The organism is Brevundimonas sp., from assembly GCF_041911375.1.
In the GTDB taxonomy this organism is placed as follows: Bacteria; Pseudomonadota; Alphaproteobacteria; order Caulobacterales; family Caulobacteraceae; genus Brevundimonas.
Genome location: NZ_JAYRPA010000041.1, coordinates 1 through 26,921 on the forward strand (window position 1 = coordinate 1; position 26,921 = coordinate 26,921).

The following is a 26,921-nucleotide window of genomic DNA, read 5'->3' on the forward strand; positions in this document are numbered from 1 at the left end:
CAAGCCGCGCCGCAGGCCGCCGCCGCCGCCGGCTTCCCCGCCTTCACCGCCACGGGCGCCTATACGCTGGAGACCACCCGCGACACCGCCGTGGGCGAGCCCATCCTGTTCCTGGCGCTGTCGCTGATCATCGTCGGCGTCGGCTTCCTGAAGGCCAACATCTCGACCGTGGTCGGCGCCCTCTACGAGGAGAACGATCCCCGTCGCGACGGCGGCTTCACCATCTTCTACGTGGGCATCAACCTGGGCTCGTTCCTGGCCACGGCCGCCTGTTCCTACCTGGGCTTCAACTATGGCTGGGCCTATGGCTTCGGCCTGGCGGGCATCGGCATGCTGTTCGGCCTGTTGACCTTCATCTTCGGCCAGTCCTGGCTGGAAGGGCGCGGCGCGCCGCCCGTTCCGATCAAGGGCCGTTCCATCCTGGGCGTGCCGCTGGAGCCCTTCTTCTGGATCGCCGGCCTGATCGCCGTCATCCCGACGTGGATGCTGATGCAGCGCCACGAGATCATCGAGGCGGGCCTGCCGTGGATCGCCGGCGTCATCTTCGCGGCGGTGGTCGGCTACACCGTGCTTCGCCTGAAGGGCGCCGAACGCAGCCGCATGCTGGTGGCCCAGGTGCTGATCTTCTTCTCGGTGCTGTTCTGGGCCCTGTTCGAGCAGGCCGGCTCTTCGCTGACCCTGTTCGCCGACCAGTCCACCCAGATGCCGGCGTGGTTCAACGCCGGTTACACCCAGATGTTCAACCCGGGCATCATCATCATCGGCGGCCCGATCATGGCCGCCCTGTGGGTCTGGCTGGCCAAGCGCAACCTCGAACCCTCCACGCCCGTGAAGTTCTCCTTCGGCCTGGTGTTCGTCGGGTTCGGCTTCCTGGTCCTGACCTGGGCCGCGGGCTCCCAGGCCAACGAAGCCTTCCGCGTGCCGCTGCTGTTCCTGTTCCTGACCTACTTCTTCCACACGATCGGCGAGCTGTGCCTGTCGCCCGTGGGCCTGTCGATGATCACCAAGCTGTCGGTGGCGCGCGTGGTGGGTCTGATGATGGGCGTGTGGTTCCTGTCCAGCTCGGTCGCCCACATCGTCGCGGGCCTCATCGCCCAGGCGACGGCGACCGATACGGTGGCGGGCGTGGTGACCAGCCCGGCGCTGGCGCTGCAGACCTACGGCTCCATCTTCGGCACGATCGGCTGGACCGGCGTCGGCGTCGGCGTCTTCCTGCTGCTGATCTCGCCGCTGCTGAAGAAGGGCATGGCCGGCATCCACTGACGGCCATTGCTTCACCCATCGAGAAAGCCCCAGCGGAGCCATCCGCCGGGGCTTTTTCTTTCGCGCCTGTCTGTCGCGGCTGTCGCCGCCTCAGAAGGTCTTTCGGACCCGGAGCGAGAAGAAGGTGCGGGGATCGATCTGGCGCTCCTCGACGAACAGGGTGTCGCGCGTCTCGCGGTCGGTGAAGACCGTGCGGCGCACGGAGAAGTCGTCCCACACGTTCAGCTGCGCCCGGATCGACAGGGTCGAGGTCGGCTTGTACTCGGCGAACATCTCGACATAGTCCGAGCCCCTCCAGCTGGAGATCTGGTCCGGGTCGTAGGTCGGCTGTCCGCTCAGATAGGGCAGCCAGTTGACGCCCCACTGCAGCTTCCAGCTGGCGATGTCCTGCTGCAGGCCGACGTTGGCCTGGGTCGTCCGCACGCCCGAGATGGGGCGCTCTTCGCCCGTGGTCGGGTCGGTCACGCGCGTCCTGTTCCACTCGTTCTTGAAGGTGAACTGGCCGCCGGTGAAGCCGAACTTGTCCAGCGGCAGGACCACGTTCAGGGCCAGCTGGTCCAGGGTCCCGTCGCCGATGTTGCCAATCGCGGACAGGCCGTCGGCCAGCGGGATGACGTCGATGGCGTCGACGATCTCGTCGTGGCGATAGCCGATGGACACCACCCCGTCGCCCCAGAAGCGGCGCTCGTAGGTCAGTTCGCTGATCCAGCGCTGCTCGGGCTCCAGGTCGACGTTGCCGCCGAACACGGTCTCGTCCTGCAATTCGGCCGAGGCGGCGAAGTCCGAGAAGTCCAGCTGACCCAGCTCGCGTTCAAACCGGAAGCGCAGCTGGTTGTCGGGCATCGGCGTCCAGGTCGCCTGAAAGCGCGGCTTGGCGAAGAAGAAGCTCTTCTCCTGGTCGGCGTCGCCGGACTGGCTGATGGTCGACGCCTCCAGCCGCAGGCCGCCCTCCAGCGTCAGGTCGGGATGCAGCCGCCAGGTGCCCTTGGAGAAGGCCTCGCCGCGGGTTTCCTCGACCTTGACCGAGGCGCTGGGCAGCGGAACGGGCGTCCCGCCAACGGTGAAGGCCTGTTCGGTCTCGCGCATGTTGTAGGCGATCTCGCCCCCGGCCTCGATGGTGATCTTGGGGGACCGTTCGTGGCGGACCAGGGCGCGCAGGATGGTTTCGGAGCTGTCGCCCGAATAGTCGAACTCCTGACGGGGCGCATCGACGCCGTCTTCCGTTACGTCATAGGTCGACAGGCCGTCCCAGCTGTCGAACTGGTGCATCAGGCGGGTTTCCAGCTTGAACCGCTCGCCCAGCGGGCGCTCCCAGGTCGCGCCGAATTCGCCGCCCTTGACGTCCTCGTCGTCGCGGCTCTCGCGATAGGCGGCGGGGGACTGGGCGATGTCGTAGCCGTGCCAGTCGTTGATGCCGTATCGCGCGGTCAGGTCGACCTTGCCCCCGGCCAGCGGCCCCGCATAGGTGCCGCGGATCGAGTTGCCGCCGCCATAGCCGTCGTTGATCGTCTTTTCGTCGCGCAGGACCGCGCCGTTGGCGTCCCGGCGCACCAGACGGCCCGCGCCGTTCGAATCGCTCATGCTGATGCCGTCGGACAGGGTCACGCCCCAGCTGCGATCGCCGTCGCGGGCCGTGAACTGATAGCTGCCGCCGTACAGGTCCGTGCCGGCGCCCTCGAACTGGGTGGTGTTCCACGTCAGGATCGACTGGCGGCTGCTCTCGGCCTTCAGGATGACGTTCACGACGACGGAATAGCCCTGCATGTCGATGCCGGGCGCGCCGCCGCGAATCAGCTCGATGCGGTCGACCTGACTGGCCAGGGTGCGGCCCAGGACGTTGGAGCCCGTGTCGTTCTTGGACGCGGGGCGGGCGTTGTTGATCAGGACGTTGCCGACCGCGCCCTCGAAGCCGCGCGCGCCCGATCCGTCTTCGACCGAGAAGCCGGGCACCCGGTTGACCATGTCCAGCGCCGTGTTGGGGCGCTGGGCGGCGAAGAAGTCGGGGGTGAACACCAGCACGCCGCGCTGGGCGGCGTCCGCCAGCGGCGCCTGGCTGGTGGCGCCGGTCGGCACGGGCGCCTCGGCCACCTGGGGCTCGTCCCCCGCATGGGCGGCGCCGGCGGCGAACAGCAGGGCTGTGGTGGCCAGCAGGGTGGTTCTTGTCATTGGTCTTCCCCTCGGATTTGGTGAGGGATGTGTGCCGACGCCTGCCGTTCATCTCCAGTTACAAGGCCGAAAGGTGGATTAAATCGACGACATCATTACAAGGATTTCACGTGCCAATACTTTGCTGCTGCAATCTATACAGTCCGGTAATGTTTTGAGGCGGGGACGATGAGCTTCAGGATCGCGCTTGCAGCCCTCGGGCTGGCCTTTGTCATGACGACCGGCGCTAATGCACAGCCCGTCGACGGCGGCCCGGACGTCGCGACCGTCGACGAGATCGTGGTCGTCGCGCGTCGGGCAGGCCTGCCGATGTGGACCGTCGAGACCGCGACGGGATCGGTCATTCTGGTCGGGTCCGTCGCCGGCGTGCCGCGCGACTACGCCTGGCGGCCCGAAGCGCTGGAGGCGGCGACGGCCCGGGCCCAGCGCATCCTCTATCCGATCGAGGGCCGCGCCTCCCTGACCGACGTGATGCGCGTGATCTGGCGCATCCGCACCCTGTCCCGCCTGCCGAAGGACGCGACCATCGCCGACTACGCCTCGCCCGAGCTGATGGCCCGGCTGGAGCGTCTGCACGCAGGTGATCGGTCAAAGGCCTGGCGCACCCAGACGCCGACGGTCCAGAGCTTCGATCTGCTGAAGACTGCGGGCTCGACGCGGCGAGAGCGGGCGGTGGAGCAGGTCGTGCGAGCGGCGGCCCGCACGGCGGGCGTCTCCGGCGCGCCGGTCGGCGTCATCCGCGGCGACGAGATGATCGACAATCTGCTGCAGGCGCCGCTAGAGACCCATCTGCCGTGCCTGGACGCCGCCGCGCGGGCGGCCGAGGCGGGCCCCGACGGCGCGGCGCGTCGCCTGGACGACTGGAGCCGGCTCAGGGTCCAGGCCGTGCTGGCCAATCCTCTGGACCAGGCCTTCGACCGCTGCTGGCCCACCGGTGATCCCGGGATCGGACCTGTCCTTCGTCAGCGCTGGATCGAGGCGACGCGCGAGGCTCTGGCCCAGCCGGGCGTCACCCTGGCGGTGGCCCCGCTCAGGCTTCTGGCGGAGAAGGGCGGGGTGCTGGATCGGCTTCAAGCCGACGGTCTGGAGGTGCGCGGTCCGGACTGGCGGCCAGACGGCGAAGGCTCGCTTCAGTAGCGGGCGTCCGCATAGGCCCGGTCTCGCCGCGCGGCCTCCTGGGCGGCGCGGGCCTCCCACGCCTCGCGCCGGGCGCGCCGTTCGGCGGCGTAGTCGGGTCGCGGAATATCAAAGCCATAGGCGCCAGGGGCGCCGGCGTATTCGCGGCGCAGGTCGATCTCGCGCCGGGGCGGCGCCGGCAGGATCACCCTCGGCGCCTCGTAATCGTCCGTCGCCGTCTGCAGGGTCGCGACCTCATCGCCCTCGACATAGGCGTCGTCCACATAGGCCAGTGCCGCCTGGGCGGCGGCCTGTTCTGCGCGCCTCGCCGCTTCGGCGCGAGCCAGCGCGGCGCGGTCGAAGTCGTCGCGAAGCCGGCCCACGTCCATCACCGCGCCGGGCTCCACCTCGGGCTCGGTGGGCGCGACCAGGCGAATCTGGATCAGCGGGCTGTCGACGTCCGCAGCGGCGGATTGCGGGCGCGCGGTCATGGCGATCGCGGCCGCGCCGATCGCCACGACAGCCAGCCCGCCCAGTCCCCAGCGCAGCCGGGGACTGGACAGGCAGGCTTCAAGCCGGGCGCGCGGCGCGGTCATCGACTCTGATCAGTTGGCGGGCACGGCGTCGCGGGCGGCGTCGCCGATGTTCTCGGCGGCGCCGCCGACGCTCTCGGCCGCGCCGGCGATGGCGTTGGACTCGACCTGTTCGCTGCGGCTCATGTTCATCAGGAAGTAGCCGATGACCAGCACGGCCAGCAGGCCGATGATCAGGGCGACGATGGCGCCCATGCCGCTGCCGCCGCGGCGTTCGACCACGGTCGGGGCGGACGTGTTTTCAGTCACGCGCTCGACGCGGCCATCGGGATGTTCAACGGTACGTTCGGTGGACATTGTGGTCTCCTCTCCAGTGTGGCGGGGAAACACGTCACCGTCCGATACGGTTCCGCTAGAGCCTGATCGGCTGAGGGAGATCGGTTCGCGATTCCGCTGATGCCGCAGATCAGGCTCCAGTCTGTCCTGGCGTCAGACCGCGGTGCCGCCGACCGTCAGGCCGCCGATCTTCAGGCTGGGCTGGCCGATGCCGACCGGCACGCCCTGGCCCGCCTTGCCGCAGACGCCCACGCCCGGATCGAAGGCGAAGTCGTCGCCGATCATTTCGATGCGGGTCAGGGCAGTCGCCCCGTCGCCGATCAGGGTCGCGCCGCGCACCGGGGCGGTGATCCGGCCATCCTCGATCAGATAGGCCTCCGTGCACTGGAACACGAACTTGCCGTTGGTGATGTCGACCTGACCGCCGCCGAAGTTGGCCGCATAGAGCCCGCGCTTCGTGCTGGCGATCATGTCGGCCTTCGACTCCTTGCCGCCTTCCATGAAGGTGTTGGTCATGCGCGGCATCGGCATGTGGGCGAAGGACTGGCGCCGCCCGTTACCCGTCGCGGCCACGCCCATCTGCCGCGCGGACAGCCGGTCGTGCATCAGCCCGACCATGATGCCGTCCTCGATCAGCACAGTGCGCGAGGTCGGCGTGCCCTCGTCATCGACCGACAGCGATCCGCGCCGTCCGGCGATCGAGCCGTCGTCCACCACCGTCACGCCAGGCGCCGCGACCCGCTTGCCCATCATGCCGTTGAAGACCGACGAGCCCTTTCTGTGGAAGTCGCCTTCGAAGCCGTGGCCGACCGCTTCGTGCAGCAGCACGCCGGGCCAGCCGGCGCCCAGCACCACGTCCATCTCTCCGGCCGGGCAATCGACCGCCTCCAGATTGACCAGCGCCTGGCGCAGCGCTTCGTCCACCTGCGCCTGCCAGCGTTCGGGCGCCACCCAGGTCTCGAACCCGGCCCGGCCGCCGGCCCCGGACGAAGCGCTCTCGCGTCGGCCGTCCTGCTCGACGGTGACGGACACGTTCAGTCGCACCAGCGGGCGGATGTCGCGCACCGCCCGGTCATCGGCGCGCAGGATCTCGATGGCCCGCCGCTCCCCGACCAGCGAAGCCGAAACCTGCACCACGCGCGGATCGCGCGCCCGGGCCCAGGCGTCGATCTCGGCCAGCAGGGCGATCTTGTCGGAAAAGGCGGGCGAGGCGAGGGGGTCGATCTCGCCGTAAAGCTTCTGGTTGGTGGCGCGCGGGGCCTCGGCCGCCACGCCCGCGTGACCCTGCTTGGCCAGAGCGGCGCTGTCGGCGGCGCGGCGCAGGGCGGCGGCCGAGATTTCATTGGCGTGGGCGTAGCCGGCGGTCTCGCCCGCCACGACGCGCAGGCCGAAGCCCTCGGTCGCATCATAGGCCGCCGACTTCAGCCGGCCGTCGTCGAACACCAGGCTCTCGCTCTCGGAGCGTTCCAGGAACAGTTCGCCGTCGTCCGCGCCGTTCAGGGCGCCCTTCAGGATCGACAGGGCCTCGTCGGGGTCGACGCCGGCGGTTTCGAGGATGGGCGGCGGGGAAACATGAACGGTCATGCACCCTAGGTAGGGGCTCGCGCGCCCTTCGTCACCTGCCGCGCGACACGCGCTTTCCCAACCGCGTTCGGGAGCGCTACACCCCTCCCGAACGTTCTCCGGCCAAGGAGCCCCAGATGACCGACCGCAAGCCGACCGAAGCCGACCTCGAAGCCCTGGACGTCACCGACGCCGAAGAGGTCGAGATCAACCGCATCGCCCAGCCTCTGGTGCCTGACGCCGCGCCGGACGCCAACGACGACCTGGTCCAGATCGACGCCACGGCCGACGGCGTGGTCTTCGTCACCATCAACCGGCCGCACAGGAAGAACGCCTTCGACGCCGCGACCATCGCCGCCCTTCACGAGGCGTTCGAAACCCTGCACGGCGCCGACCGTGTGCGCGTCGTCTTCATCCGCGGCGCGGGCGGCACCTTCAGCGCGGGCGCCGACCTGAACTGGATGCGCGACGCCGCCGGCTGGTCCGAAGCCGACAACCGCACCGACGCCCAGGGGTTGGCCCGGATGCTGAAGGCCCTGCACGACGTGCCCGCCCTGACCGTGGCCGTGGTCGAGGGTTCGGCCATGGGCGGCGGGGCCGGCATCGTCGCCGCCTGCGACATGGCGGTGGCCGTGGCCGGGACCCGCTTCGCCTTCTCCGAGGTCAAGCTGGGCCTGATCCCGGCGACCATCGCCCCCTATGTGATCGAGGCGGTCGGCGCCCGCCGCGCGCGCCAGCTGTTCCTGACCGCCAACATCTTCGACGCCGACTACGCCGCCCACGCCGGCCTGATCGATCTGGTCCTGCCGGAAGGCTCGGTCGACCAGTTCATCGAGATGCTGTCCGACAGCCTGTCGGCCAATGCGCCGGGCGCCATGGGCGACGCCAAGCGCCTGGTCCACGACATCGCCCACCACAAGATCGACACCGGCCTGATCGACGACACCGCCCGCCGCATCGCCCGCGCGCGCGTCTCCGAGGAAGGCCGCGAAGGCGTCGCCGCTTTCCTCGAAAAGCGCCCGCCCAACTGGGCAGGCTGAATCGCTGACACCCTCTCCCAACAGGAGAGGGTGAGCACGCCCCTGGCGCCTATGCCGCCCGGCGGATCAGCTCGTCGGCCAGCTCCGCCGTCAGATAGCCGTCGGCGATACGCCCGTTGGCCTGCTGCCAGCGGCGCAGGGCGGCACGGGTGTTGGCGCCGATGACGCCGTCCACGCCCTGGGTGTCGAAGCCCATGCGCGTCAGGGCGTTCTGGGCGCCGATGCGCTGGTCGCGGGTCAGCGGCGCGTCGTTGGGCCAGGCCTTGGTCAGCGCGGGCTTGCCCTGGATCCCGTCCGCGATCAGGCCGATGGCCAGGGCGTAGGACACCGAGTTGTTGTAGCGGCGGATCACATAGTGGTTGGGCAGGGCCATGAAGGCCGGGCCGTTCGCGCCCTGCGGCAGCAGGATGGTCGCCGGCTCCCGCGCCTCGGCGCCGTTGGGCGTCCCGCCCTGGGCCAGGCGCACGCCCTTGGCGGCCCAGTAGGCCCAGTCATGCTTGGGCCCTTCCGCCTCGGCGTAGTCGAAACCGGCCGGCAGCGTCACCTCATAGCCCCAGGTCTGGCCGCGCTTCCAGCCGGCCTGGGCCAGCAGATTGGCGGCCGAGGCCAGGGCGTCGGCGTCGTCGCCCCAGATGTCGACATGGCCGTCGCCGTCCTGATCGACGCCCAGACGCAGATAGTTGTCGGGCATGAACTGGGTCTGGCCCATGGCCCCGGCCCAGCTGCCCTTAAGCCCCCCGCGCTCGCGCCGGCCGTCGATGACGATGTCCAGGGCGTGCTTCAGCTGGCCCTCGGCCCATTCCCGTCGGCGGCCGTCATAGGCCAGGGTCGCCAGAGAGCGGATCACGTCATAGTCGCCCTGCACCTGGCCGAAGGCGCTCTCCTGCGCCCAGATGCCGACCAGAATCTCGCTCGGCACGCCAAAGCGCTGGACCACCGCCCACGGCACGCGGTCGATGCGCTGCTTGGCCTGGGCGATGCGGACGGCGGTCGCGGCGTTCTGCACATAGACGCCGGCGGGGCGCGAGAACTCCGGCTGGTTGCGGTCCAGCCGCACCACGCTGGGATCGGGCGTCAGCCCCTCCATCTCGCGGGCGTAGGCTGCGCGCCGGGCGCTGCTGGCGCGGGCCAGGAAGCTCTGCTTCCAGCCCTCGAAGCCCTGCTGGTCGTAGGCCGCGAGCGGCGGGTTGGTCGAAGGAGTCGGCGCGGGCGCGGGGGGCGTGGTTGCGGGCGCGGGCGCGGGCTGCGACGTCGGAATCGCCGGCAGCGGCGGCTCCGGCAACATGGGCGCGCAGGCGGCGACGCAGCCGATCAGGAGGAGGCGGGAGGAAAAGCGCATGAGAATCAAACTAGAGCAGCTCGCCAAACGGGGGAAATGACATCCGCGCGAAGGCCGCGGTTCATGCAAAACGCCTGACACGCGAAACCGCACGGTCCGCTTCCCCAATTGGCGTCATTAACCTTCATTTTTGTCGACGTCCTCCGCCGGTGCGGCGTAATAGCGCAGTCCCTCTGACGGCCTGATGGCGGAGTGGCGACGCGACGGGCGTGCAACCCCGTGAACCCTCCGTTCGACTCGGAGGTCAGGCCTCCATCCTTTAAAGCTTTGCGCCAGCCCTTCTGGCGACCTCCCGCCCCGGGAGAGCGCCAAGGCGGGTTTCACGCCCTTTCGGCTTGACGGCGGGGAGTCGCCTATCTATACGCACCGCCTCCGCCGCGATCCGACCGGGTCAGCGGCTTTTCTATTGGTTTCTCTCAGGACGTCCGACCATGAAGGTCCGCAGCTCGCTCAAGTCCCTGAAGACCCGCCACCGCGACTGCAAGGTCGTGCGTCGCAAGGGCGTCGTCTTCGTCATCAACAAGACCGACCCGCGCTTCAAGGCCAAGCAGGGCTAAGGATTTTCCTGAGCCTCGCAAGAGGCGTCGCGCTCTGGCGGCCCCAGGGGCGGTAGCGCGACAAGCACGCACTCAAGCAGCCCGCAGGGCGGTAGCGCGAAAAAGATGCGCTCAAGCAGCCCGCAGGGCGGTGGCGTGAAAAGGATGCGCTCAGGCAGCCCGAAGGGCGGCAGCGCATCAGGAAAGCCCTACGATCCACAGGCTGCGGACTTTGTCCGCGGCCTTTTTCGTGTTCGCGGTTGAGCCGCGCGGCCCGGCATGGTTAGCGTCCGCGCCTGATTTCTGGAGTTCTCCCCATGGCCGATGACGCCGCCTTCGACGCCTCGCCCGACGTCCTGACCGCCACGGCCCAAGGCCGCCTTCGCACCATCATCGAGCGCCTGGAGCGTCTCGAGGAGGACAAGCAGGCCGTAATGACCGACATGAAGGAGGTCTTCGCCGAGGCCAAGGGCGAGGGCTACGACGTCAAGGTCCTGCGCAAGGTCATCCGCATCCGCAAGCAGGACAAGGCCAAGCGCCAGGAGGAAGAGGCGATCCTCGACCTCTACCTGTCGGCTCTCGGCGAGGTCTGACCTGAAGCGATCCGGCTTCGGCGGCGGCAAGGGCGGCGCGAGAAAGCCGCCCGCCAGCCCGTTCGAGGCTGAACGCAAGGCGGCGCAACGCGCCGCGCTCAACGCCCTGAAGCGCGCCCGCCGCTCGGCAGAGAAGGCGGGCGTTTCGCTGTCCGAATGGGAGGGCGAGTTCCTCGAGTCCGTCAGCGACCGGATCAAGACCCACGGCCGCGCCTTCGCCGACCCTGAAAAGGGCGCGCCGGGTCAGGCGCTGTCGGCCATGCAGGGCCGCAAGCTCAAGGAAATCGCCGCCAAGGCCAAGGGCGAGGCGCCGAAGCGCCGGTGGGGACGCAAGAAGGACGACTGACCCCCGTCGTCATCTCGGCTCAAGCGAGCATGAGGCGATGGAAGTTCGGCGACCTTGCAGGGGTTGGTCGCGTAAACCTCAACCCGCCTCCTTCAACTGACCTTCCAACCCCTGTTCGCGGACCTTGCGGTACAGGGTCGAGCGGCCGATGCCCAGGCGTCGCGCGATCTCGCTCATGTGGCCGGAATAGACTTCGATGGCGTGCTGGATCAGGTCGCGCTCGATGTCGTCCAGGGTGCGCAGGTGCCCCCGGTCGTCCAGGATGCGGATGGGCTGGTCGGGCAGGGGCGGCAGGTCGCCATAGGCCGGCGCCGGCGCGGGCGCGGCCTCCTGGGCCTGCGGCATCGGCGCGGCCACGCCCGAGATGGCGGGGAAGTCGTGCGGCTGCAGGAAGGGCGCGTCGGCCAGGACGATGGCGCGGAACACCGCATTCTCCAGCTGGCGCACGTTTCCGGGCCAGTCGAACCCCTGCAGCAGCGCCATCGTCTCCGGCGCGCAGCCGGCGATCCGCTTGCCTTCCTCGGCGTTGAAGCGCGCGATGAAGTGGTCGACCAGGGCCGGGATGTCCTCGCGCCGCTCGCGCAGGGACGGGGCCTCGATCGGAAAGACGTTCAGCCGGTAGAACAGGTCCTCGCGGAAGGCGCCGTCCTTCACCTGTTGGGCCGGATCGCGATTGGTGGCCGAGACGATGCGCACGTCGATCTTGACCGGCCGCTTGCCGCCGACGGGATCGATCTCGCCCTCCTGCAGGGCGCGCAGCAGCTTGACCTGCAGATCCAGCGGCAGTTCGCCGATCTCGTCCAGGAACAGGGTGCCGCCGTCGGCCTCACGGAACTTGCCCAGCGTCTTCTCCACCGCCCCGGTGAAGGCGCCCTTCTCGTGGCCGAACAGGATGGACTCCGCCAGATTGGCGGGCAGGGCCCCGCAGTTCACGGCGACGAACGGCTTGCCGGCCCGGTCGCTGGCGCCGTGCAGGGCGCGGGCGATGACCTCTTTGCCGACGCCGCTCTCGCCGGTGATCAGGACGGGAATGGACGACCGGGCCGCTCGCGCGCCCAGCGCCTTGACCAGCCGCATCGGCGCGCTTTCGCCGATGATGTCGTCGAAGCTGGCGCGGCCCTGCGCCTTCTTGGTCAGCCGCCCGACCTCGGCGGTCAGTTGCGTCAGCTGCAGCGCGTTCGACACGCCGACCAGCAGCCGCTCGGGGCTGACCGGCTTGACGAAGAAGTCCTGGGCGCCGGCCTGCATGGCCTTGACCACCGCCTCGACCCCGGCGTTGGCGGTCAGGACGATGACCGGCGTGGTCACGCCCGCGCTGCGCAGTTCGGCCAGACACTCCATGCCCGACATCTCCGGCATCACCATGTCCAGCAGCACCACGTCGGCCCCGCCGCCGTGCGTCATGCGGTCGATGGCCTCGCCGCCGCCGTTCGCGTGGACCACCGCATAGCCGTCGCGCTCCAGAACCGCCTGGATCAGGCGGCGCTGGGTCGGATCGTCGTCGACGACCAGAACGGTCTTGGCCATGGAAACCTCGTCATCATCGGCGGCCGGCCTCGACCGGGCTGGCTCGTTTCGGGACGATTCCTAGGCTGACGAGGTGAAAATGGCGTTGTGGGGCGTGGTGACCGTCCGGTTAACCCGCGCCGCAGTCGACCTCGGGCTGCGCCTGCAGGCGCCGCCCGCCGACGATCAGGTCCGGCAGGGCGGCCGGAGCGGACGCGACGTCCCCGCCGAGCGCGTCGCGCAGTCGATCGCGCGGCTCGACGCAGCCCGGCCCGTAGCGGCCCAGGGCCCGCCACCGCCCGTCCTCGCGCTGGCCGAACGCCAGCACCATGCGCTGGGCCGCGACCAGCGCTTCCTCCCGCCCGTCGCCGTCGAGATCCAGCCGTCTCAGCACGCACGGCTGGTCGCCGCTGCAGAAGGTCAGCACGTCGGGCAGGGCTTCCGTCTGCGCGGCGAAGCCTTCGGGCATCGTCTGGCCCGCGACGGGCGCGATCCGCACGCCTTGCGCCCGGCGACGGAGTTCCGCCGGCGTGTCGAACGCCCGTGCATCGCGCTGCTTCGCCGCCTGGGCCAGGCGCGCGACCTCGGGCTCGCTGGAGCGCGCCAACCGATCCAGCGCCGCGCGCCCGGCCTTGCCGCTTTCGAAGCGCAGGAAGTCGAAGTCGAAGTCCGCGGCCGCCACCGCGCCGCGCTCCAGCCGCGCCGTCTGGTTCGCCGACGACAGCCTGGCCGGATCCAGCAGCGGGCTGAACAGGGCCAGGATGACGGCGACCGACAGGACGGCGGCGATGACGTTTGTCCGTTCCAGCGGCCTCAGCCACGGGCCGCGCCGCACGGCGGCGATCAGATAGCCGACGGCGTAGACCGCGCCCACGGCCGCGCAGGCCAGGGCGATGATCCGGTCGGGCGTCAGGCCATGCTGGCCGATCCGCAGCATCAGGCCCCAGAAGGCCAGGCCCACCAGCGGCGCCGCCAGCACGCTGGCGATCCGCGCCCCGACCCGCAGAGCGCGCGGCGGCAGGTTGTCGGGTCGGCCGTCCTGATAGGCGGTGTTGATCAGGATGATCAGGGCGGCGGCGGCGGACAGCACCAGCGTCGTCGCGCTGCGGGTGCCCCACAGTCCGTCCAGCCCGGTGAACGGCAGGGCCAGCAGAAAGCTCGCCACCAGGACGGCGATCACCGGCAGCAGCCATGACAGCAGCATCAGGGCCACCGTCCGCACGCCGCGAATCAGACCGTCGCGCACGTCGGTCAGCTGCACCGCCGTGGCGAACGCCAGGCACAGCAGGGGAATGGCGAACCAGGCCTGGGACAGCAGGCGCTCCAGGGCGTCGATGCCGATCACCCGGAACAGCGCGCCGCCGAGGTGCAGCAGAAGCCAGAAGGCGCCGGTGAAGGCCAGGGACAGCGCCAGCTGCACGCCGGCCTTCCAGGCGACGTCGAAATAGTCGGCATAGGGCGCGATCGGGCGCCCGGCCCGCACCGCGGGCGCGATCAGGTGATGGGCGATGAACAGGGCCGCGGCGGCGAACGCCAGCGTCGGAAGGCTGAGGAACGGCGGCTGGGTCCAGCTTTCCAGCACGCGCCGGTCCACGTCGTGCCAGCCCAGCAGCGCCAGGACGACGGCCGCCACCGCCGTCCAGATCGTCAGCGTCCGCCCCGACAGCCTTCCCACGCCCGCCAGCACCACGACCGGCGCATAGCCCGCCGCCAGCGCCAGGGCGCCGAACGCCGCCGGCTGGGTGCGCGGCCACAGGCCATGTTCGCCCGCGAAATAAAGGGCGTAGAGCGCCAGACCCTGCAACAGGCCGGTGATCAGGCGCGCGGCGAACAGCCGGCGCTCTCCGCCCAGCCCGCTGCGGCCGGTGTCGCTGAACTGGTCCATGGCGGTCCTCCGATCCGCAGGCTTGGCACAATGAAAGCGTCGCGCGAAGGCCTTGCCCGGTTGCGGCGCGCTCGCCCGCCCCCCACAACAGCACCATGAACGCCCCCTTCAAGACCCCCGAGACCGAAGCCCCGCTGTGGGACCTGACCGACCTCTACGGTTCGCGCGACGACGCCCGCATCGCCACGGACCTGGCCCGCTCGCGCGTGCTGGTGGACGAGCTGAACAGCCTGCGCGGCCGACTGGTCGCCGAACGCGCCGATCCGGCCGGGCTGGGCGCGGTGCTGGACCGGGCGATCACCGCCTATGAGCAGGCGTCCGACATTCTGGGCGCCCTGGGCGCCTACGCCTTCCTGGCCGCCTCCACCGCGCGCGATGACGCGGGCGCGCAGGGCTTCGAGGCCGATGTGCGCGAGAAGATCACCGCCATCGCCACCCCGACCGTCTGGCTGACGCTGGAGATCAACCAGATCGACGACGCCGAGCTCGAGGCCGCCCTGAACGCCCACGCCGGCGCGGCGCGTTGGCGCCCGTGGCTGCGCCGCGTCCGGGCGATGAAGCCGCACGAACTGTCCGCCGAGCTCGAGACCTTCATCGCCGAGCGCGGCCCGATCACCGCCCAGTGGCCGCGGCTGTTCGACGAACAGCTGGCCGCGCTTCGCGCCCGGTCCGGTCACGAGAGCCTGACCCTGGCCGAAGCCCTGAACCGGCTGTCGGACGCCAAGCCCGCCCGCCGCAAGGCCGCCGCCGAAGGCCTGTCCGAGGCCTTGGCCGCCCGCGCGCCGACCATCGCCCTGGTGCTGAACACCGTGGCCGCCGACAAGGCGATGGAGGACCGCTGGCGCGGGTTCAGCCGCCCCGCCGACAGCCGCCACCTGGCCAATGAGGTCGACGGCGAGGCGGTCGACGCCATGGCCGAGGCGGTCGCCCAGGCCTATCCGCGCCTGTCACACCGCTATTACGCCCTGAAGGCCAAGGCGATGGGCAAGGCGCGGCTGGACCACTGGGACCGCAACGCCCCAATCGAGACCGCCGCGCCCCGCGCCTTCACCTGGAATCAGGGACGCGAGATCGTGCTGGGCAGCTTTTCCGACCTGGGCGGCGATTTCGCCGACCGCGCCGCTCGCTTCTTCGACCGCCCCTGGATCGACGGTCGCGCCCGGCCGGGCAAGCAGTCCGGCGCCTATGCGCACCCGGTCACCGCCGACCGCCATCCCTATGTGTTCCTGAACTGGATGGGCGAGCGGCGCGACGTCCTGACCCTGGCGCACGAACTGGGCCATGGGGTGCACCAGATTCTGGCGGCGGATCAGGGCACGCTGCTGGCCGACACGCCGCTGACCCTGGCCGAGACCGCCTCCATCTTCGCCGAGGGCCTGACCTTCGACCGCCTGCTGGCCACCGCGCCAAAGGCCGAGCAGCGCGGCCTGCTGGCCGGCCGCATCGAGGACGGGCTGAACACCGTGGTGCGCCAGATCGCCTTCCACCGCTTCGAGACCCGCTTCCATGACGAGCGCCAGAAGGGGGAGGTGCCGCAGCAACGCATCAACGAGCTGTGGCTGGACGAGATGGCCGCCTCTCTCGGGCCGGCCGTGACCCTGAACCCCGGCTACGAGCACTGGTGGAGCTATGTCAGCCACTTCGTCCACTCGCCCTTCTACGTCTACGCCTACGCCTTCGGCGACCTGCTGGTCGCGGCGCTGATGGAGGCGCGTCGCGCGGATCCCGCGGGCTTTGCGCCCCTGTACCGCGACCTGCTGGCCGGCGGCGGGACCCGCACCTATGTCGAGGCTCTCAGGCCCTTCGGCCTGAACCCCCGCGATCCGGCTTTCTGGAGCGTGGGTTGCCAGCGGCTTGAGCGGCTGGTCGATCAGTTCGAGGCGCTGTCCTGATCCGTCCGACGTCATTCCCGGCACGGTGAAGGGCGGATCGGAGGCGGCGACTTGCACTTGAGCGAACCGCGCGCCTCGCTATAAGTCCGCCAAGAACGACTGGGGAATCTCCATGGCCGAGCCGCACAATCCCGCCACCGCCGAAGCCGACGCCGACGCGCAGGCCTATGTCCATGGCGAGATGGCGATCAACGAGCAGGCGTCGACCTTCGACCTGTTCATCTTCATGACCAAGTGGGGCTCGCTGGGCGTCGCTGTGCTGCTGGTGCTGCTGACGCTGTGGTTCCATCCGGGCGGCAGCTTCATCGCCGGCCTGATCGGCGCGGTGGTCCTGTCGGTCGTCGGCTGGTTCGCGCTGAAGTCCAAGCCCAAGGCCCGCTGAACCCCTTTTCAGGGTCAGATCTCCTCATCCCGCCGCCAAGCGTGGCGTAACGGTGCTTTGACGCCGTGCGCCTATCGGGCCTAACGTTTCTGGCAAGAACAGAAACGAGGGGATTCGCTTGGCTGTCGCTATCGCCGTCACCCGTGAACGTCGCGAAGGCGAGACGCGCTGCGCCGTCACGCCCGAGACGGTCAAGAAGCTGATCGCCCTGGGCGCGTCCGTCGCGGTCGAGGCCGGGACCGGCCTGGGCTCCTCGATCCCGGACGCCGACTACGGGGCCGCCGGCGCGACAGTGAAACCCGACACCCGCGCCGTGCTGGACGGCGCCGACATCGTTTTGAAGGTGCGCGGCCCCACCGCCCAGGAGACCAGCGCGCTGAAGCCGGGCGCCGTCGTGATCTCCATGCTGGACGCCTACCGCGACAAGGCGACGGTCGAGGCCCTGCGCGGCGCGGGCGCCACCGCCTTCGCCATGGAGTTCGTGCCCCGCATCACCCGGGCCCAGGTCATGGACGTGCTGTCGTCCCAGGCGAACCTGGCCGGCTATCGCGCCGTGATCGAGGCCGCCTACGCCTACGGCAAGGGCTTCCCCATGATGATGACGGCGGCCGGCACCGTCGCCGCCGCCAAATGCTTCGTCATGGGCGTGGGCGTCGCGGGGCTGCAGGCCATCGCCACCGCCCGGCGCCTGGGCGCCGTCGTCACCGCCACCGACGTCCGCCCCGCCACCAAGGAGCAGGTGGAATCGCTGGGCGCCAAATTCCTGGCCGTCGAGGACGAGGAGTTCCGGAACGCACAGACCGCCGGCGGCTACGCCAAGCCGATGTCGGCGGAATACCAGGCCAAGCAGGCCGAACTGACCGCGACCCATATCGTCAAACAGGACGTGGTCATCACCACCGCCCTGATCCCTGGCCGCGCGGCGCCCATCCTGCTGACCGCCGCCCACGTCGCGTCGATGAAGCCGGGCTCGGTCATCGTCGATCTGGCGGTGGAAGCGGGCGGCAACGTCGAGGGCTCCAGGCTGAACGAGGTCGTGACCACACCGAACGGCGTCACCATCATCGGCTGGGCCAACCTACCCGGCCGCATCGCCGCCGACGCATCCGCCCTCTACGCCCGAAACCTGACCGCCTTCGTCGGACTTCTGATCAAGGACGGCGCCCTGGCGGTCGATCTGGAGGACGAGATCCTGAAGGCGGCCGTCGTCACCCACGGCGGAGCCCTGGTGCATGAGGGGGTGAGGGGATGAGGATGCCTCCGAACCTCTCCCTCCCCATTTTGGGGAGGGTGGTCGGCGCGACAGCGGCGACCGGGTGGGGACGACCGCAGGTCGCTTCGCCAACCGCTCCCACCCGTCTGACGCTTCGCGTCAGCCACCCTCCCCGGAGCGGGGAGGGAGAAAGGTCGTAATGGAACACGTCGATCCCACCGTCTTCCGCCTGGCCATCTTCGTGCTGGCGATCTTCGTCGGCTACTATGTCGTCTGGAGCGTGACGCCGGCCCTTCACACGCCGCTGATGGCGGTGACCAACGCCATCTCCAGCGTCATCATCGTCGGCGGGCTGATCGCCGCCGCGGCCGTTTCGGGTGATGCGACCGGCCCCGGCGCCTGGGTCGCCAAGGGCGCCGGCGTCGCGGCCGTGACTCTGGCCAGCGTCAACATCTTCGGCGGCTTCATGGTCACCCGACGGATGCTGGCCATGTACAAGAAGAAGGAGCGGCCGGCGAAATGATTGAATGGTCCCTCGACATGACGCTCACCGCGGCAGCTGCTGTCCTGATCGGCTTGCTTCTTTTGCTCGTCATAGCCAGCGACCGCTTGGGGACCCGGTTTCGCAACTCGGTGGCCAGCATTGGCCTCTGCATGGCGCTCGGCGTCTTCGCTGGGGGGGCATGGCAGTCGGCCATGGCGGGCGACTGGGGCCACGTCGCGTTCTTTTGCGTCGTCGGCGCCATGTTCGTCTGGCGTTCTGTTCGGGCCTATAGGCGGTGGTCAGCCCGGCGTGGCGGAGGCGAAGGGCTCAAGCCCGCGCCATGACCGACGCCGCCCACATCGCCATCGTCGCCTCCTGGATCGCCACGGCGATCGGCATCGGCCTGTGGCTGTGGAGCTGGTTCGGGACCAAAATTCCGCTTCAGCGGCAGCGGCTGCACGACTGCGGCATCGTGCTGGTCTTCTCGGCCATACTCGTGCGGGTCGTGATGCAGGCGCGGCCGCTGGGCGTGTTCGAATGGGCGCTGATGTTCATCGGCCCGCTGTTCATCGCCGCCGCCCTGTGGCGGCTGGCGCGGACGCAATGAGACTTTCGGGAGAGGACGGACGATGAACGCATCGCTGGCCGCGCTGGCCTATCTGGTTTCGGGTGTCCTGTTCATCCTGTCGCTGCGCGGGCTCTCCAGCCCGGAGACCAGCCGCCGGGGCAACACCTTCGGCATGGTCGGCATGGCCCTGGCCATTGGCGTGACCCTGCTGACGCTGGGGACGACCGGCGCCCTGGACGGCGTGACCCTGGCGCTGATCGCCGGCGGCGTCATCGTCGGCGGGGGCGCGGGCGCCCTGATCGCGCGCAAGGTCGCCATGACCGACATGCCGCAACTGGTCGCCGCCTTCCACAGCCTGGTCGGCATGGCCGCCTGCCTGGTCGCCATCGGCGCCGTCTATGCCCCCGAGGCGTTCGGCATCCTCTCGGCCGACGGAAGCGGCATCAAGACCCTGTCGATCGTGGAGCTGAGCCTGGGCGTCGCCATCGGAGCCATCACCTTCACCGGCTCGGTCATCGCCTTCGCCAAGCTGAACGGCAACATGTCGGGCGCGCCGATCCTGCTGCCGGCGCGGCACCTGATCAACATCGGTCTGGGCCTGGCGCTGGTTCTGCTGATCGGCGTGATGATCGGCTCGGGCGGGGCCGCCACCTGGGCCTTTTGGGGCGTCTTCGTGCTCAGCCTGATCCTGGGCGCGACCCTGATCATCCCCATCGGCGGCGCCGACATGCCGGTGGTGGTGTCGATGCTGAACTCCTACTCCGGCTGGGCCGCCGCCGCGCTGGGCTTCACCCTGGAGAACATCGCCCTGATCATCACCGGGGCGCTGGTCGGGTCGTCCGGCGCGATCCTCAGCTACATCATGTGCAAGGGCATGAACCGCAGCTTCGTCAGCGTCATCCTGGGCGGCTTCGGCGGCGATGCGGCGGCGGGCGCCGGCGGAGCGAGGGAGACGCGCCCCGTGAAGCAGGGCTCGGCCGAGGACGCCGCCTTCATCATGAAGAACGCCTCCAAGGTCATCATCGTCCCCGGCTACGGCATGGCGGTCGCCCAGGCCCAGCATGCGCTGCGCGAAATGGCCGACAAGCTGAAGACGGAGGGGGTCGAGGTGAAATACGCCATCCACCCCGTCGCCGGCCGCATGCCGGGCCACATGAACGTCCTCTTGGCCGAGGCCAACGTCCCCTATGACGAGGTGTTCGAGCTCGAGGACATCAACGCCGAGTTCAGCTCGGCCGATGTGGCCTTCGTCATCGGCGCCAACGACGTGACCAATCCGGCGGCCAAGACCGATCCCCAGTCGCCGATCTTCGGCATGCCGATCCTGGATGTGGAGAAGGCCGGCACCGTCCTGTTCATCAAGCGCGGCATGGGCTCGGGCTACGCCGGCGTCGAGAACGAGCTGTTCTTCCGCGACAACACCATGATGCTGTTCGCCGACGCCAAGAGGATGGTCGAGGGGATCGTGAAGGGGCTCTAGCGATGGCCGCCGAGCCCAAGACGCGACCGACGGACGCCTCGGTCCCCGACTTCATCGCCGCGGTCGAGAACCCCGCGCGCCGCGCGGACGCCTAAGCGATCAGCGCCATGATGGCCGAAGCGACCGGAGAGCCGCCGGTGCTGTGGGGGGCGTCCATCGTCGGCTTCGGCCGCTATCGCGGCCCGACCGGTGACTGGCCCCTGGTCGGCTTCTCGCCGCGCAAGGCCAATCTTGTCCTCTACATCATGCCGGGCTTCGCCGAGCAGGCGGACCTGCTGGCGCGGCTGGGCAAGCACAAGACGGGCAGCGCGTGCCTGTATCTGAACCGGCTGGCCGATGCGGATCCGGCGATCCTGCGCGAGCTCATCGACCGCTCGATCGCCTCGGTTCGCGCCAGAAACGGCGACTGATCCCGGACAAAAAACGGCCCGCCCGACATGGGGGTCGAGCGGGCCGGCTCCGCCGACCCTCGCGGGGTCGGTGGCGGGTCGCGAGGGCGACGGCGGAGTGTTCTTGGAGACCTAGCCTTCCAGGTCCTGGCCTTCGTCCGGCTCGGGCGTGCCCAGCAGTTCGTCGGCGATCTTGTTGGTCGAGGCGCGCACGGCCTTTTCGATCGAGGCGGAAATGTCGGGGTTCTGCTTCAGGAACTCGCGCACGTTCTCGCGGCCCTGGCCGATGCGGGTCGAGTCATAGCTGAACCAGCTGCCCGACTTCTCGATCACCCCGGCCTTGACGCCCAGGTCGATGATCTCGCCCAGCTTGGAGATGCCTTCGCCGTACATGATGTCGAAGATGACCTCGCGGAACGGCGGGGCGACCTTGTTCTTGACCACCTTCACCCGGGTGGTGTTGCCGACCACCTCGTCGCGGTTCTTGATTGCGCCGGTGCGGCGGATGTCCAGGCGCACCGAGGCGTAGAACTTCAGCGCATTGCCGCCCGTCGTCGTCTCGGGGCTGCCGTACATGACGCCGATCTTGTGACGGATCTGGTTGATGAACAGGACGATGCACTTCGACTTGCTGATGGAGGCCGTCAGCTTGCGCAGCGCCTGGCTCATCAGGCGCGCCTGGAGCCCCGGCAGGCTGTCGCCCATCTCGCCCTCGATCTCGGCGCGGGGCGTCAGCGCCGCAACCGAGTCGACCACCACGATGTCGACGGCGCCCGAGCGCACCAGGGTGTCGACGATCTCGAGCGCCTGTTCGCCCGTGTCGGGCTGCGACACCAGCAGGTCGTCCAGATTGACGCCCAGCTTCTGCGCATAGACCGGGTCCAGCGCGTGCTCGGCGTCGACGAAGGCGGCCACGCCGCCCTTCTTCTGCACCTCGGCGACCGTGTGCAGCGCCAGGGTCGTCTTGCCCGAGGATTCCGGACCGAACACCTCGATCACCCGTCCGACCGGCAGGCCGCCGATGCCCAGGGCCATGTCCAGGCCCAGCGAGCCGGTCGAGACGCTCTCGATCTCGTTGACCTGCCCGGCCTTGCCCAGCTTCATCACCGAGCCCTTGCCGAAGGCGCGATCGATCTGAGCGATCGCCGCCTCCAGCGCGCGCTGCTTGTCGCCGTCTTCCTTGCCCACCAATTTCAATGCCGCCTGCGAAGCCATCTTACCCGTCTCCCTTGCCATGATTCCCATCTGGTTTCCGGGAGAGACCCGCCATGGACCCGCCCCCTTTCGATGACGGGACTATGTGCATGGTTTGTTCCGGTTCACAAGATGTTCTCGCGATCAAAGCGAGAACATCGCCTTTGGGGCGACCGTTTCTGACGTACCCTAGAGTGGCAGGCGCAGGCTGAAGGTGAAGCCGTCTTCGGGATAGGCGAGGGCGGCCGAACCGCCGAGCGATCGGTTGACGGTGGTCTCGATCAGGTGCGAGCCGAAGCCCCGGCGCGTCGGCGGCGTCACCAGGGGGCCGCCGCTCTCGACCCAGTCCAACAGAAGGCTGCCCCCCGCGACCGACCAGTCGACGCGGACGCATCCCGCCGCCGTGGACAGGGCGCCGTATTTCGCGGCGTTCGTCGCCAGTTCGTGGAAGGCCATGCCCAGGCCCAGCGTCTGGCGCGGGTCGAGGTCGACCGCCGGCCCGTTCAGCCGCACCTGTTCGCCGGCGTAGGGCGCCAGTTCCTGTTCCAGCAGATCGCGCAGCGGCGCGCGCTCCCAGTTGCCGGCGGTCAGCAGGTTCTGGGTGTTGGAAAGCGCCAGCAACCGCGCCTCGAACAAGGGGGTGAAGGCCGCCAGATCCGGCGAACGCCGCGCGGTCTGGCGCGCGATCGACTGGACCGTGGACAGGGTGTTCTTCACCCGGTGGTTCAGTTCGTTGATCAGGACGCGCTGCTGACGCTCGCTGTCGGCCAGGGCGATGAAGGCCTGACGACGGTCGGTGATGTCGGTGATGACGCCGGACATGCGCAGCGGTCGGCCGGACCGGCTGCGGATCAATCGGCCGCGCAGGTGGATCCAGCGGCCGACGCTCGGAATGAACCATTCCTGGTCATAGTCGCTGCGGCCGGCTATCGCGTCCTCCAGCGCGGCCTGGTGAAGCGGCAGGTCCGCGGGCGCCAGGCGATCGCCGATCTCGGTGGGGCCCAGCCGCGCATCGGCGGGAATGCCCAGGATCTCCCGCACGCGCGCGGACACGACCGGCGCGCGCAACGGCAGCTGCGCCTCCCAGAAGCCCACGCCTCCGGCGTCGACGGCCGCCAGGATATTGGTGCGCTGGTCGAAGACCGAGGCGCCGAGCGCCAGGAACAGTATGGCGACCGATCCCGCCGTCACCGCGACGGCCAGCATCAGCGGCGAGGCGTCGCCCGGCCGCAGGTCCGCCTCCGCCGGGGTCAGGACCAGGGCGGCCATCCCCGTGTGGTGCATGGCCACGATGGCCCCGCCCAGGACAAGGGCGGCCAGAGCGCGCCACTTCAGGCTGCGATCCTCGCGCGCCGCGAACAGGGCGGCTGTGGAGGCGGCGATGGCGATGGCGATCGACAGTGCGACCAGATCCGGCCTGTAGGCCACGACCGCGGCGGTGCGCATCGCCGCCATCCCCACATAGTGCATGGCCGCGATGGCCAGGCCCATGGCGATCCCCGCTGCGCCCAACCGCGCCGGGCTCGCCTCTGTTCGGGCCGCGGTCAGGAAGGCGATCCCCGTGCCCGCCGTCGCCAGCAGGAAGGACGCCAGCGTCAGGCCGACGTCATAGGAGACCGGGCTGCCCGGATCGAACCCCAGCATGGCGATGAAATGCATCGACCAGATGCTGGCGCCCAACACCAGGGCGGCGATCGTCAGCCAGCGCAGCCGCGCCGCGCCCAGATGCGATCGCACGCGATTGAACAGGTCCAGCGCCGTCCACGCGCCCATTATGGCGACAGCCAGGGACAGGACGAAGAACAGACTTAAAGACGAATGGTGAGGCAAGCGGAGCGGCTCAGGCGGACGTTGCGGCAGCCATAACCCGGAACCGCCGCAGGATCGAAGACAATTCAGGCTTCAAGGGACGACCGCCGCGTCCGGCGCGGGCGGCTCGGCCGTTCGACCGGCCAACGAAAGGCCGCAGCCCAGAAGCAGACAGGCCCCGGCCGCCGCCGCCAGGGCGTGACGCGCGCCAAGCCCGGACGGCGCCAGCGGACGGGCCAGCATCAGCACCAGAAGCGCGATCAGCGCCAGCGCGCCCGGCAGGTCCATGCCGACGCCCAGGAACACGCCGTGCCCCTGGCCCAGCAGCCAGGCGCCGACCAGGCCGGTGGCCAGAAGCGGGGGCGGCAGCGCGCGCCAATCGGCCAGACGGGCGCTGATGAATGCGGACCCGGCCGCCGATGCGGCCGCGATCAGGGCGGTCCAGACCAGCAGGAAGGCCGCCTCCGGGGCCGCCGCCTGGACCACGACCGCGAACATCAAGACCAGGATGATCAGCCCCAGCCATCCGCCCCAGGGTCCGTTTGTCTCGCCGCGCGGCCAGAAGGTCAGCCCCACGGCGAGCGCCAGGGCGACGGCAAGAACGGGATCGAAGCCGCCCAGCGTCAGCGCCAGCAGGCCGAGGACCGCGATCACGCCCGCGACGATGCGTCGTCCGATGACCGCCACGCCCGCCATCAGCACCAGGACGGCGCCGAGCAGCGCCAGTCCTGTCCCGGCCTCCATCCACGGCAGGCGGCGCAGCAGCGTGTAGTAGGTTTCCGGGGAATCGATTCGCTGGCCCATCGGACCGCCCAGCGCGCGCACCGCCTGCGCCAGCACCAGGCCGGCGGCCAGCAACCACGCCCCGCTGGCCACGCCCCGGCCCAGGTCGCTCCAGCGCAGGCCGGTCGCATGGCGCGCCCCCCAGGCGGCGAATCCGGTCAGGCCGGCGGCCAGGGCCAGCAGCAGCCATCCCGCCTGTGGCGGGTGACGCAGCACGACCAGGCCGAAGAGGTCGGCATGAACGGCGTTATATGTCGCCTGCGGCAGGGCCTCCGCGCGAAGGAAGTGGTCGGCCGCCTCCAGCGCCTGCGAGCCGATGTGCTGCAGGCTGCCCTGATCCAGGGCGTCGGGGGTCGATGTCGGCGAATGATACTGGGCCGGCCGGCCGATGAAGGCGAGGTTCACCCCCGCCAGGCCGCGCTGGGCCGCCACGGTGAAATCCGTGCCGTTCGGCATCAGCCGATAGACGAACACCGCCAGGGCGTTGCTGGAGGGACCGCCGGTCGCGTCGCGCGTGGCGCGGGCGTACTGGGCGATGGTCTCGGCGTTGCCGTCGCCGGTCTCGAACATCATGGCCCGGCCGCCGCCGCCCCGGGCTTCCAGATTGACCACCGCGCCGATGCGGTCGCGCAAGGGATGCTCGCTGAAGAAGGCGCGCGCCCCGTCCAGGTTCAACTCCTCGGCGTCCGTCAGAAGCACGATCAGGGTGCGGTCGGCGGCGCCCCGGGCCTGTATCGCCCGAACCGCCTCCAGGATCGCCGCTACGCCCGAGGCGTCGTCGGCCGCGCCGGGCGACCCGGGCACGCTGTCGTAATGCGCCATCATGACGACCGCCGGCAGCGACGGATCCCGGCCCGGCAGCACGCCGATGATGTTGACCGCCCTCAGTCCGTCGGCGCTTTCGCCCCGGTCTTCGATCCGCGCCACGGCCGCCGGCGACAGCAGGCCGGCCTGCAGCGTCGGCGCCAGGCCCATGTCCGTCATCCGGCCCAGCAGATAGGCCTGCACCAGCGCGTGCTCGATCGTGCCGACCGGATGCGGTTCGGCGGCGAGGCGGCGCACGTCGATCATGGCGCGCTCGGCCGAAAAGGTCGTGACGCTGCTGGACGCGGGCAGGGGCCGGGGGGACTGGGTGGTCAGGACCGCCAGACCGAATGCGGTCGCGAGGGCGGCGAGCAACAGGACCAGACGCATATCGTTTCCCCGGTGACGCTAGGGCGCCAGTAGGCCCGCCGCGTGCGCGCGACGCAAGATCGCGTCGGTCAGATCGTCAGGCCGCGCGGCGCAGGACCGACGGGGCCTTCACATACAGGCCGGGACGTCCGCTGACCGGGCGGAAGGCGACCGTCTCGCCCTCCAGCTTCTCGTCGGCGCCCAGGAACAGGCAGCCGTCGTCGACCAGGCGCTGTTCCAGCCCGTCCAGCACCCGGGCGCGTCTGGCCGGCTCCAGATCGGTCAGAACGTTGCGGCAGAAGATGACGTCGTAGCGCACGTCATCCGTTGGTTCCTCCAGCAGGTTGGCGCGGACGAAGCGGACGGCCTGGGCCAGTTCCGGCTTGACCTTCCACTGATCCTCCTGGGGTTCGAACCAGCGCAGCATGGTCGCGGCGGTCAGGCCGCGCTGGATCTCGAAGCCGGTGTAGAGGCCCGAGCGCGCCTTTTCGATCGCGCGGCTGGACAGATCGGTTGCGACCACCTCGACCCGCGCGCCGGTCTCCAGACCGGCCATGGCGATCGACCAGGCTTCCTGTCCGGTCGAGCAGCCGGCCGACCAGACGCGCACCTGACCCGAGGGGCGCGCGGCCGCCAGCGCGGGCAGCAGTTCGCGCTCGAACACCCGGAACGGCGCGCGGTCGCGACGGAACCAGGTTTCCGGATTAAGCAGGGCCTCGATCACCGCCCAGCCCAGCGACGCGACCGGGTTGGCCCACAGATTGGCCAGCAGAGCCTCGACGTTGGCGTAGCCCTCGCGCCGCGCGATCGGGCCCAGGCGGTGCTCGGCCAGTTGCATGCGGTCGCGCGCCAGCCTGTAGCCGGCGCGCGTGGACATCAGGGCCTGCAGCTTGTCGAAGTCCTCGGGCGTCATGCGGCGATGGCCCCGACCTCCGCCAGCTTGGACTGCAGGATTTCGCCGTCGAACGGCTTCATCACATAGTCGTCCGCGCCGGCGGCCAGCGCCTCCGCGATTCGCTCCGGGCGGGTCTCGATGGTGCAGAACAGGACCTTGGGCCGGTCGCCGCCGGGCAGGCCGCGCAGGCGCCGCAGGAAGCTGAGCCCGTCCATGACCGGCATGTTCCAGTCGATCAGCAGAACGTCGGGCATGGCGCCGGTGCAGTAGGCCAGGGCTTCGGCGCCGTCCGCAGCCTCGTCGACCTCATAGCCCAGCGCCTCGACGATCCGGCGCGCCACCTTGCGGATGATGCGGCTGTCGTCGACGATGAGGCAGGTGCTGAGGTCCAAGGCCGAATACTCCCGAAGACGCCGACGGTGGTTTGGTCGACCCTC

Annotated in this window: 26 protein-coding genes and 1 tRNA gene; 15 read left to right on the forward strand and 12 right to left on the reverse strand. The window is 69.8% G+C overall.

All coding sequences use genetic code 11. The annotated features are described in order from the left end of the window. Nucleotides 1-1,263, forward strand: a 1,263-nt coding sequence (locus ACE3PU_RS08160; protein ID WP_374388536.1) for a peptide MFS transporter, incomplete at its 5' end; no start/stop codon positions are given. A gap of 90 nt (nt 1,264-1,353) precedes the next feature. Here ACE3PU_RS08160 and ACE3PU_RS08165 read toward each other — a convergent pair. Then, nucleotides 1,354-3,429: a TonB-dependent receptor plug domain-containing protein gene (locus ACE3PU_RS08165; RefSeq protein WP_374388538.1), complete on the reverse strand. Its 2,076-nt coding sequence runs from the start codon at nt 3,427-3,429 to the stop codon at nt 1,354-1,356. A 168-nt stretch (nt 3,430-3,597) separates the two neighbouring features. Between ACE3PU_RS08165 and ACE3PU_RS08170 the strand changes: the two genes are divergently transcribed. Then, complete coding sequence (locus ACE3PU_RS08170; protein ID WP_374388540.1) at nt 3,598-4,566, forward strand: TraB/GumN family protein; 969 nt, start codon at nt 3,598-3,600, stop codon at nt 4,564-4,566. Here the strand turns inward: ACE3PU_RS08170 and ACE3PU_RS08175 are convergent. The 3 genes from ACE3PU_RS08175 to tldD form a co-directional block, all read right to left on the reverse strand. Next, complete coding sequence (locus tag ACE3PU_RS08175) at nt 4,560-5,141, reverse strand: hypothetical protein (protein WP_374388542.1); 582 nt, start codon at nt 5,139-5,141, stop codon at nt 4,560-4,562. The two genes, ACE3PU_RS08170 and ACE3PU_RS08175, sit on opposite strands and share 7 nt — an antisense overlap. Before the next feature lie 9 nt (nt 5,142-5,150). Further along, nucleotides 5,151-5,435: a hypothetical protein gene (locus ACE3PU_RS08180; RefSeq protein WP_374388544.1), complete on the reverse strand. Its 285-nt coding sequence runs from the start codon at nt 5,433-5,435 to the stop codon at nt 5,151-5,153. A 132-nt stretch (nt 5,436-5,567) separates the two neighbouring features. After that, nucleotides 5,568-6,998, reverse strand: coding sequence for a metalloprotease TldD (gene tldD, locus ACE3PU_RS08185; RefSeq protein WP_374388546.1), 1,431 nt, complete (start codon nt 6,996-6,998; stop codon nt 5,568-5,570). Between the two features lie 116 nt (nt 6,999-7,114). Between tldD and ACE3PU_RS08190 the strand changes: the two genes are divergently transcribed. Continuing rightward, on the forward strand, nt 7,115-8,017 hold the full coding sequence (locus ACE3PU_RS08190; protein WP_374388548.1) for an enoyl-CoA hydratase-related protein: 903 nt from the start codon (nt 7,115-7,117) through the stop codon (nt 8,015-8,017). Nucleotides 8,018-8,066: 49 nt separating this feature from the next. Here the strand turns inward: ACE3PU_RS08190 and ACE3PU_RS08195 are convergent, their stop codons facing one another. Continuing rightward, nucleotides 8,067-9,356, reverse strand: coding sequence for a lytic murein transglycosylase (locus tag ACE3PU_RS08195; protein WP_374388551.1), 1,290 nt, complete (start codon nt 9,354-9,356; stop codon nt 8,067-8,069). A gap of 178 nt (nt 9,357-9,534) precedes the next feature. Between ACE3PU_RS08195 and ACE3PU_RS08200 the strand changes: the two genes are divergently transcribed. From ACE3PU_RS08200 to ACE3PU_RS08215, 4 genes are all read left to right on the forward strand, one after another. Next, nucleotides 9,535-9,611: transfer RNA gene (locus ACE3PU_RS08200), tRNA-Ala, on the forward strand. Between the two features lie 176 nt (nt 9,612-9,787). Next, entirely contained in the window at nt 9,788-9,913 is a 126-nt protein-coding gene (gene ykgO / locus ACE3PU_RS08205; protein ID WP_008263184.1) for a type B 50S ribosomal protein L36, read from the forward strand. Between the two features lie 296 nt (nt 9,914-10,209). Further along, the gene (locus ACE3PU_RS08210; protein ID WP_135063746.1) at nt 10,210-10,485 is read left to right on the forward strand and encodes a DUF2312 domain-containing protein; all 276 of its coding nucleotides are present in this window, start codon (nt 10,210-10,212) and stop codon (nt 10,483-10,485) included. 1 nt (nt 10,486) lies between these two features. Continuing rightward, nucleotides 10,487-10,831 carry a hypothetical protein gene (locus ACE3PU_RS08215; RefSeq protein ID WP_374388646.1) on the forward strand — a complete coding sequence of 115 codons (345 nt, stop codon included), beginning with the start codon at nt 10,487-10,489 and terminating at the stop codon, nt 10,829-10,831. A gap of 78 nt (nt 10,832-10,909) precedes the next feature. Here the strand turns inward: ACE3PU_RS08215 and ACE3PU_RS08220 are convergent, their stop codons facing one another. Together ACE3PU_RS08220 and ACE3PU_RS08225 are read right to left on the reverse strand one after the other, a co-directional pair. Beyond that, nucleotides 10,910-12,358: a sigma-54-dependent transcriptional regulator gene (locus ACE3PU_RS08220; RefSeq protein WP_374388555.1), complete on the reverse strand. Its 1,449-nt coding sequence runs from the start codon at nt 12,356-12,358 to the stop codon at nt 10,910-10,912. A gap of 109 nt (nt 12,359-12,467) precedes the next feature. Further along, complete coding sequence (locus tag ACE3PU_RS08225; RefSeq protein ID WP_374388557.1) at nt 12,468-14,222, reverse strand: DUF4153 domain-containing protein; 1,755 nt, start codon at nt 14,220-14,222, stop codon at nt 12,468-12,470. Nucleotides 14,223-14,317: 95 nt separating this feature from the next. Between ACE3PU_RS08225 and ACE3PU_RS08230 the strand changes: the two genes are divergently transcribed. From ACE3PU_RS08230 to ACE3PU_RS08265, 8 genes are all read left to right on the forward strand, one after another. Next, nucleotides 14,318-16,114 carry a M3 family oligoendopeptidase gene (locus ACE3PU_RS08230; RefSeq protein WP_374388559.1) on the forward strand — a complete coding sequence of 599 codons (1,797 nt, stop codon included), beginning with the start codon at nt 14,318-14,320 and terminating at the stop codon, nt 16,112-16,114. Nucleotides 16,115-16,226: 112 nt separating this feature from the next. Next, nucleotides 16,227-16,496 carry an aa3-type cytochrome c oxidase subunit IV gene (locus ACE3PU_RS08235; RefSeq protein ID WP_374388561.1) on the forward strand — a complete coding sequence of 90 codons (270 nt, stop codon included), beginning with the start codon at nt 16,227-16,229 and terminating at the stop codon, nt 16,494-16,496. A gap of 118 nt (nt 16,497-16,614) precedes the next feature. Further along, the gene (locus tag ACE3PU_RS08240; protein WP_374388563.1) at nt 16,615-17,748 is read left to right on the forward strand and encodes a Re/Si-specific NAD(P)(+) transhydrogenase subunit alpha; all 1,134 of its coding nucleotides are present in this window, start codon (nt 16,615-16,617) and stop codon (nt 17,746-17,748) included. A 160-nt stretch (nt 17,749-17,908) separates the two neighbouring features. After that, nucleotides 17,909-18,232 carry an NAD(P) transhydrogenase subunit alpha gene (locus tag ACE3PU_RS08245; protein ID WP_374388565.1) on the forward strand — a complete coding sequence of 108 codons (324 nt, stop codon included), beginning with the start codon at nt 17,909-17,911 and terminating at the stop codon, nt 18,230-18,232. Continuing rightward, entirely contained in the window at nt 18,229-18,537 is a 309-nt protein-coding gene (locus ACE3PU_RS08250; RefSeq protein WP_374388568.1) for a hypothetical protein, read from the forward strand. Before ACE3PU_RS08245 ends, ACE3PU_RS08250 begins: the two co-directional genes overlap by 4 nt. Beyond that, nucleotides 18,534-18,800 (forward strand): hypothetical protein, encoded by a 267-nt coding sequence (locus ACE3PU_RS08255; RefSeq protein WP_374388570.1) that lies wholly within the window; start codon nt 18,534-18,536, stop codon nt 18,798-18,800. Before ACE3PU_RS08250 ends, ACE3PU_RS08255 begins: the two co-directional genes overlap by 4 nt. Before the next feature lie 22 nt (nt 18,801-18,822). Continuing rightward, complete coding sequence (locus ACE3PU_RS08260) at nt 18,823-20,241, forward strand: NAD(P)(+) transhydrogenase (Re/Si-specific) subunit beta (RefSeq protein ID WP_374388572.1); 1,419 nt, start codon at nt 18,823-18,825, stop codon at nt 20,239-20,241. Nucleotides 20,242-20,351: 110 nt separating this feature from the next. Then, entirely contained in the window at nt 20,352-20,651 is a 300-nt protein-coding gene (locus ACE3PU_RS08265) for a DUF1801 domain-containing protein (RefSeq protein ID WP_374388575.1), read from the forward strand. A gap of 111 nt (nt 20,652-20,762) precedes the next feature. Here ACE3PU_RS08265 and recA read toward each other — a convergent pair whose 3' ends face one another. The 5 genes from recA to ACE3PU_RS08290 all read right to left on the reverse strand — a co-directional run bounded on the left by recA (nt 20,763) and on the right by ACE3PU_RS08290 (nt 26,876). After that, nucleotides 20,763-21,845, reverse strand: a complete 1,083-nt coding sequence (gene recA, locus ACE3PU_RS08270) for a recombinase RecA (RefSeq protein WP_374388577.1) — start codon at nt 21,843-21,845, stop codon at nt 20,763-20,765. 168 nt (nt 21,846-22,013) lie between these two features. Next, a complete protein-coding gene (locus tag ACE3PU_RS08275; RefSeq protein WP_374388581.1) occupies nt 22,014-23,654 on the reverse strand; it encodes an MHYT domain-containing protein in 1,641 nt (546 codons plus the stop codon). Between the two features lie 72 nt (nt 23,655-23,726). Beyond that, entirely contained in the window at nt 23,727-25,610 is a 1,884-nt protein-coding gene (locus ACE3PU_RS08280; protein WP_374388583.1) for a M20/M25/M40 family metallo-hydrolase, read from the reverse strand. A gap of 76 nt (nt 25,611-25,686) precedes the next feature. Continuing rightward, complete coding sequence (locus ACE3PU_RS08285) at nt 25,687-26,502, reverse strand: protein-glutamate O-methyltransferase CheR (protein WP_374388585.1); 816 nt, start codon at nt 26,500-26,502, stop codon at nt 25,687-25,689. Then, the gene (locus ACE3PU_RS08290) at nt 26,499-26,876 is read right to left on the reverse strand and encodes a response regulator (protein WP_374388587.1); all 378 of its coding nucleotides are present in this window, start codon (nt 26,874-26,876) and stop codon (nt 26,499-26,501) included. The genes ACE3PU_RS08285 and ACE3PU_RS08290 overlap by 4 nt, the downstream gene beginning before the upstream one ends. Nucleotides 26,877-26,921: the final 45 nt, after the last annotated feature.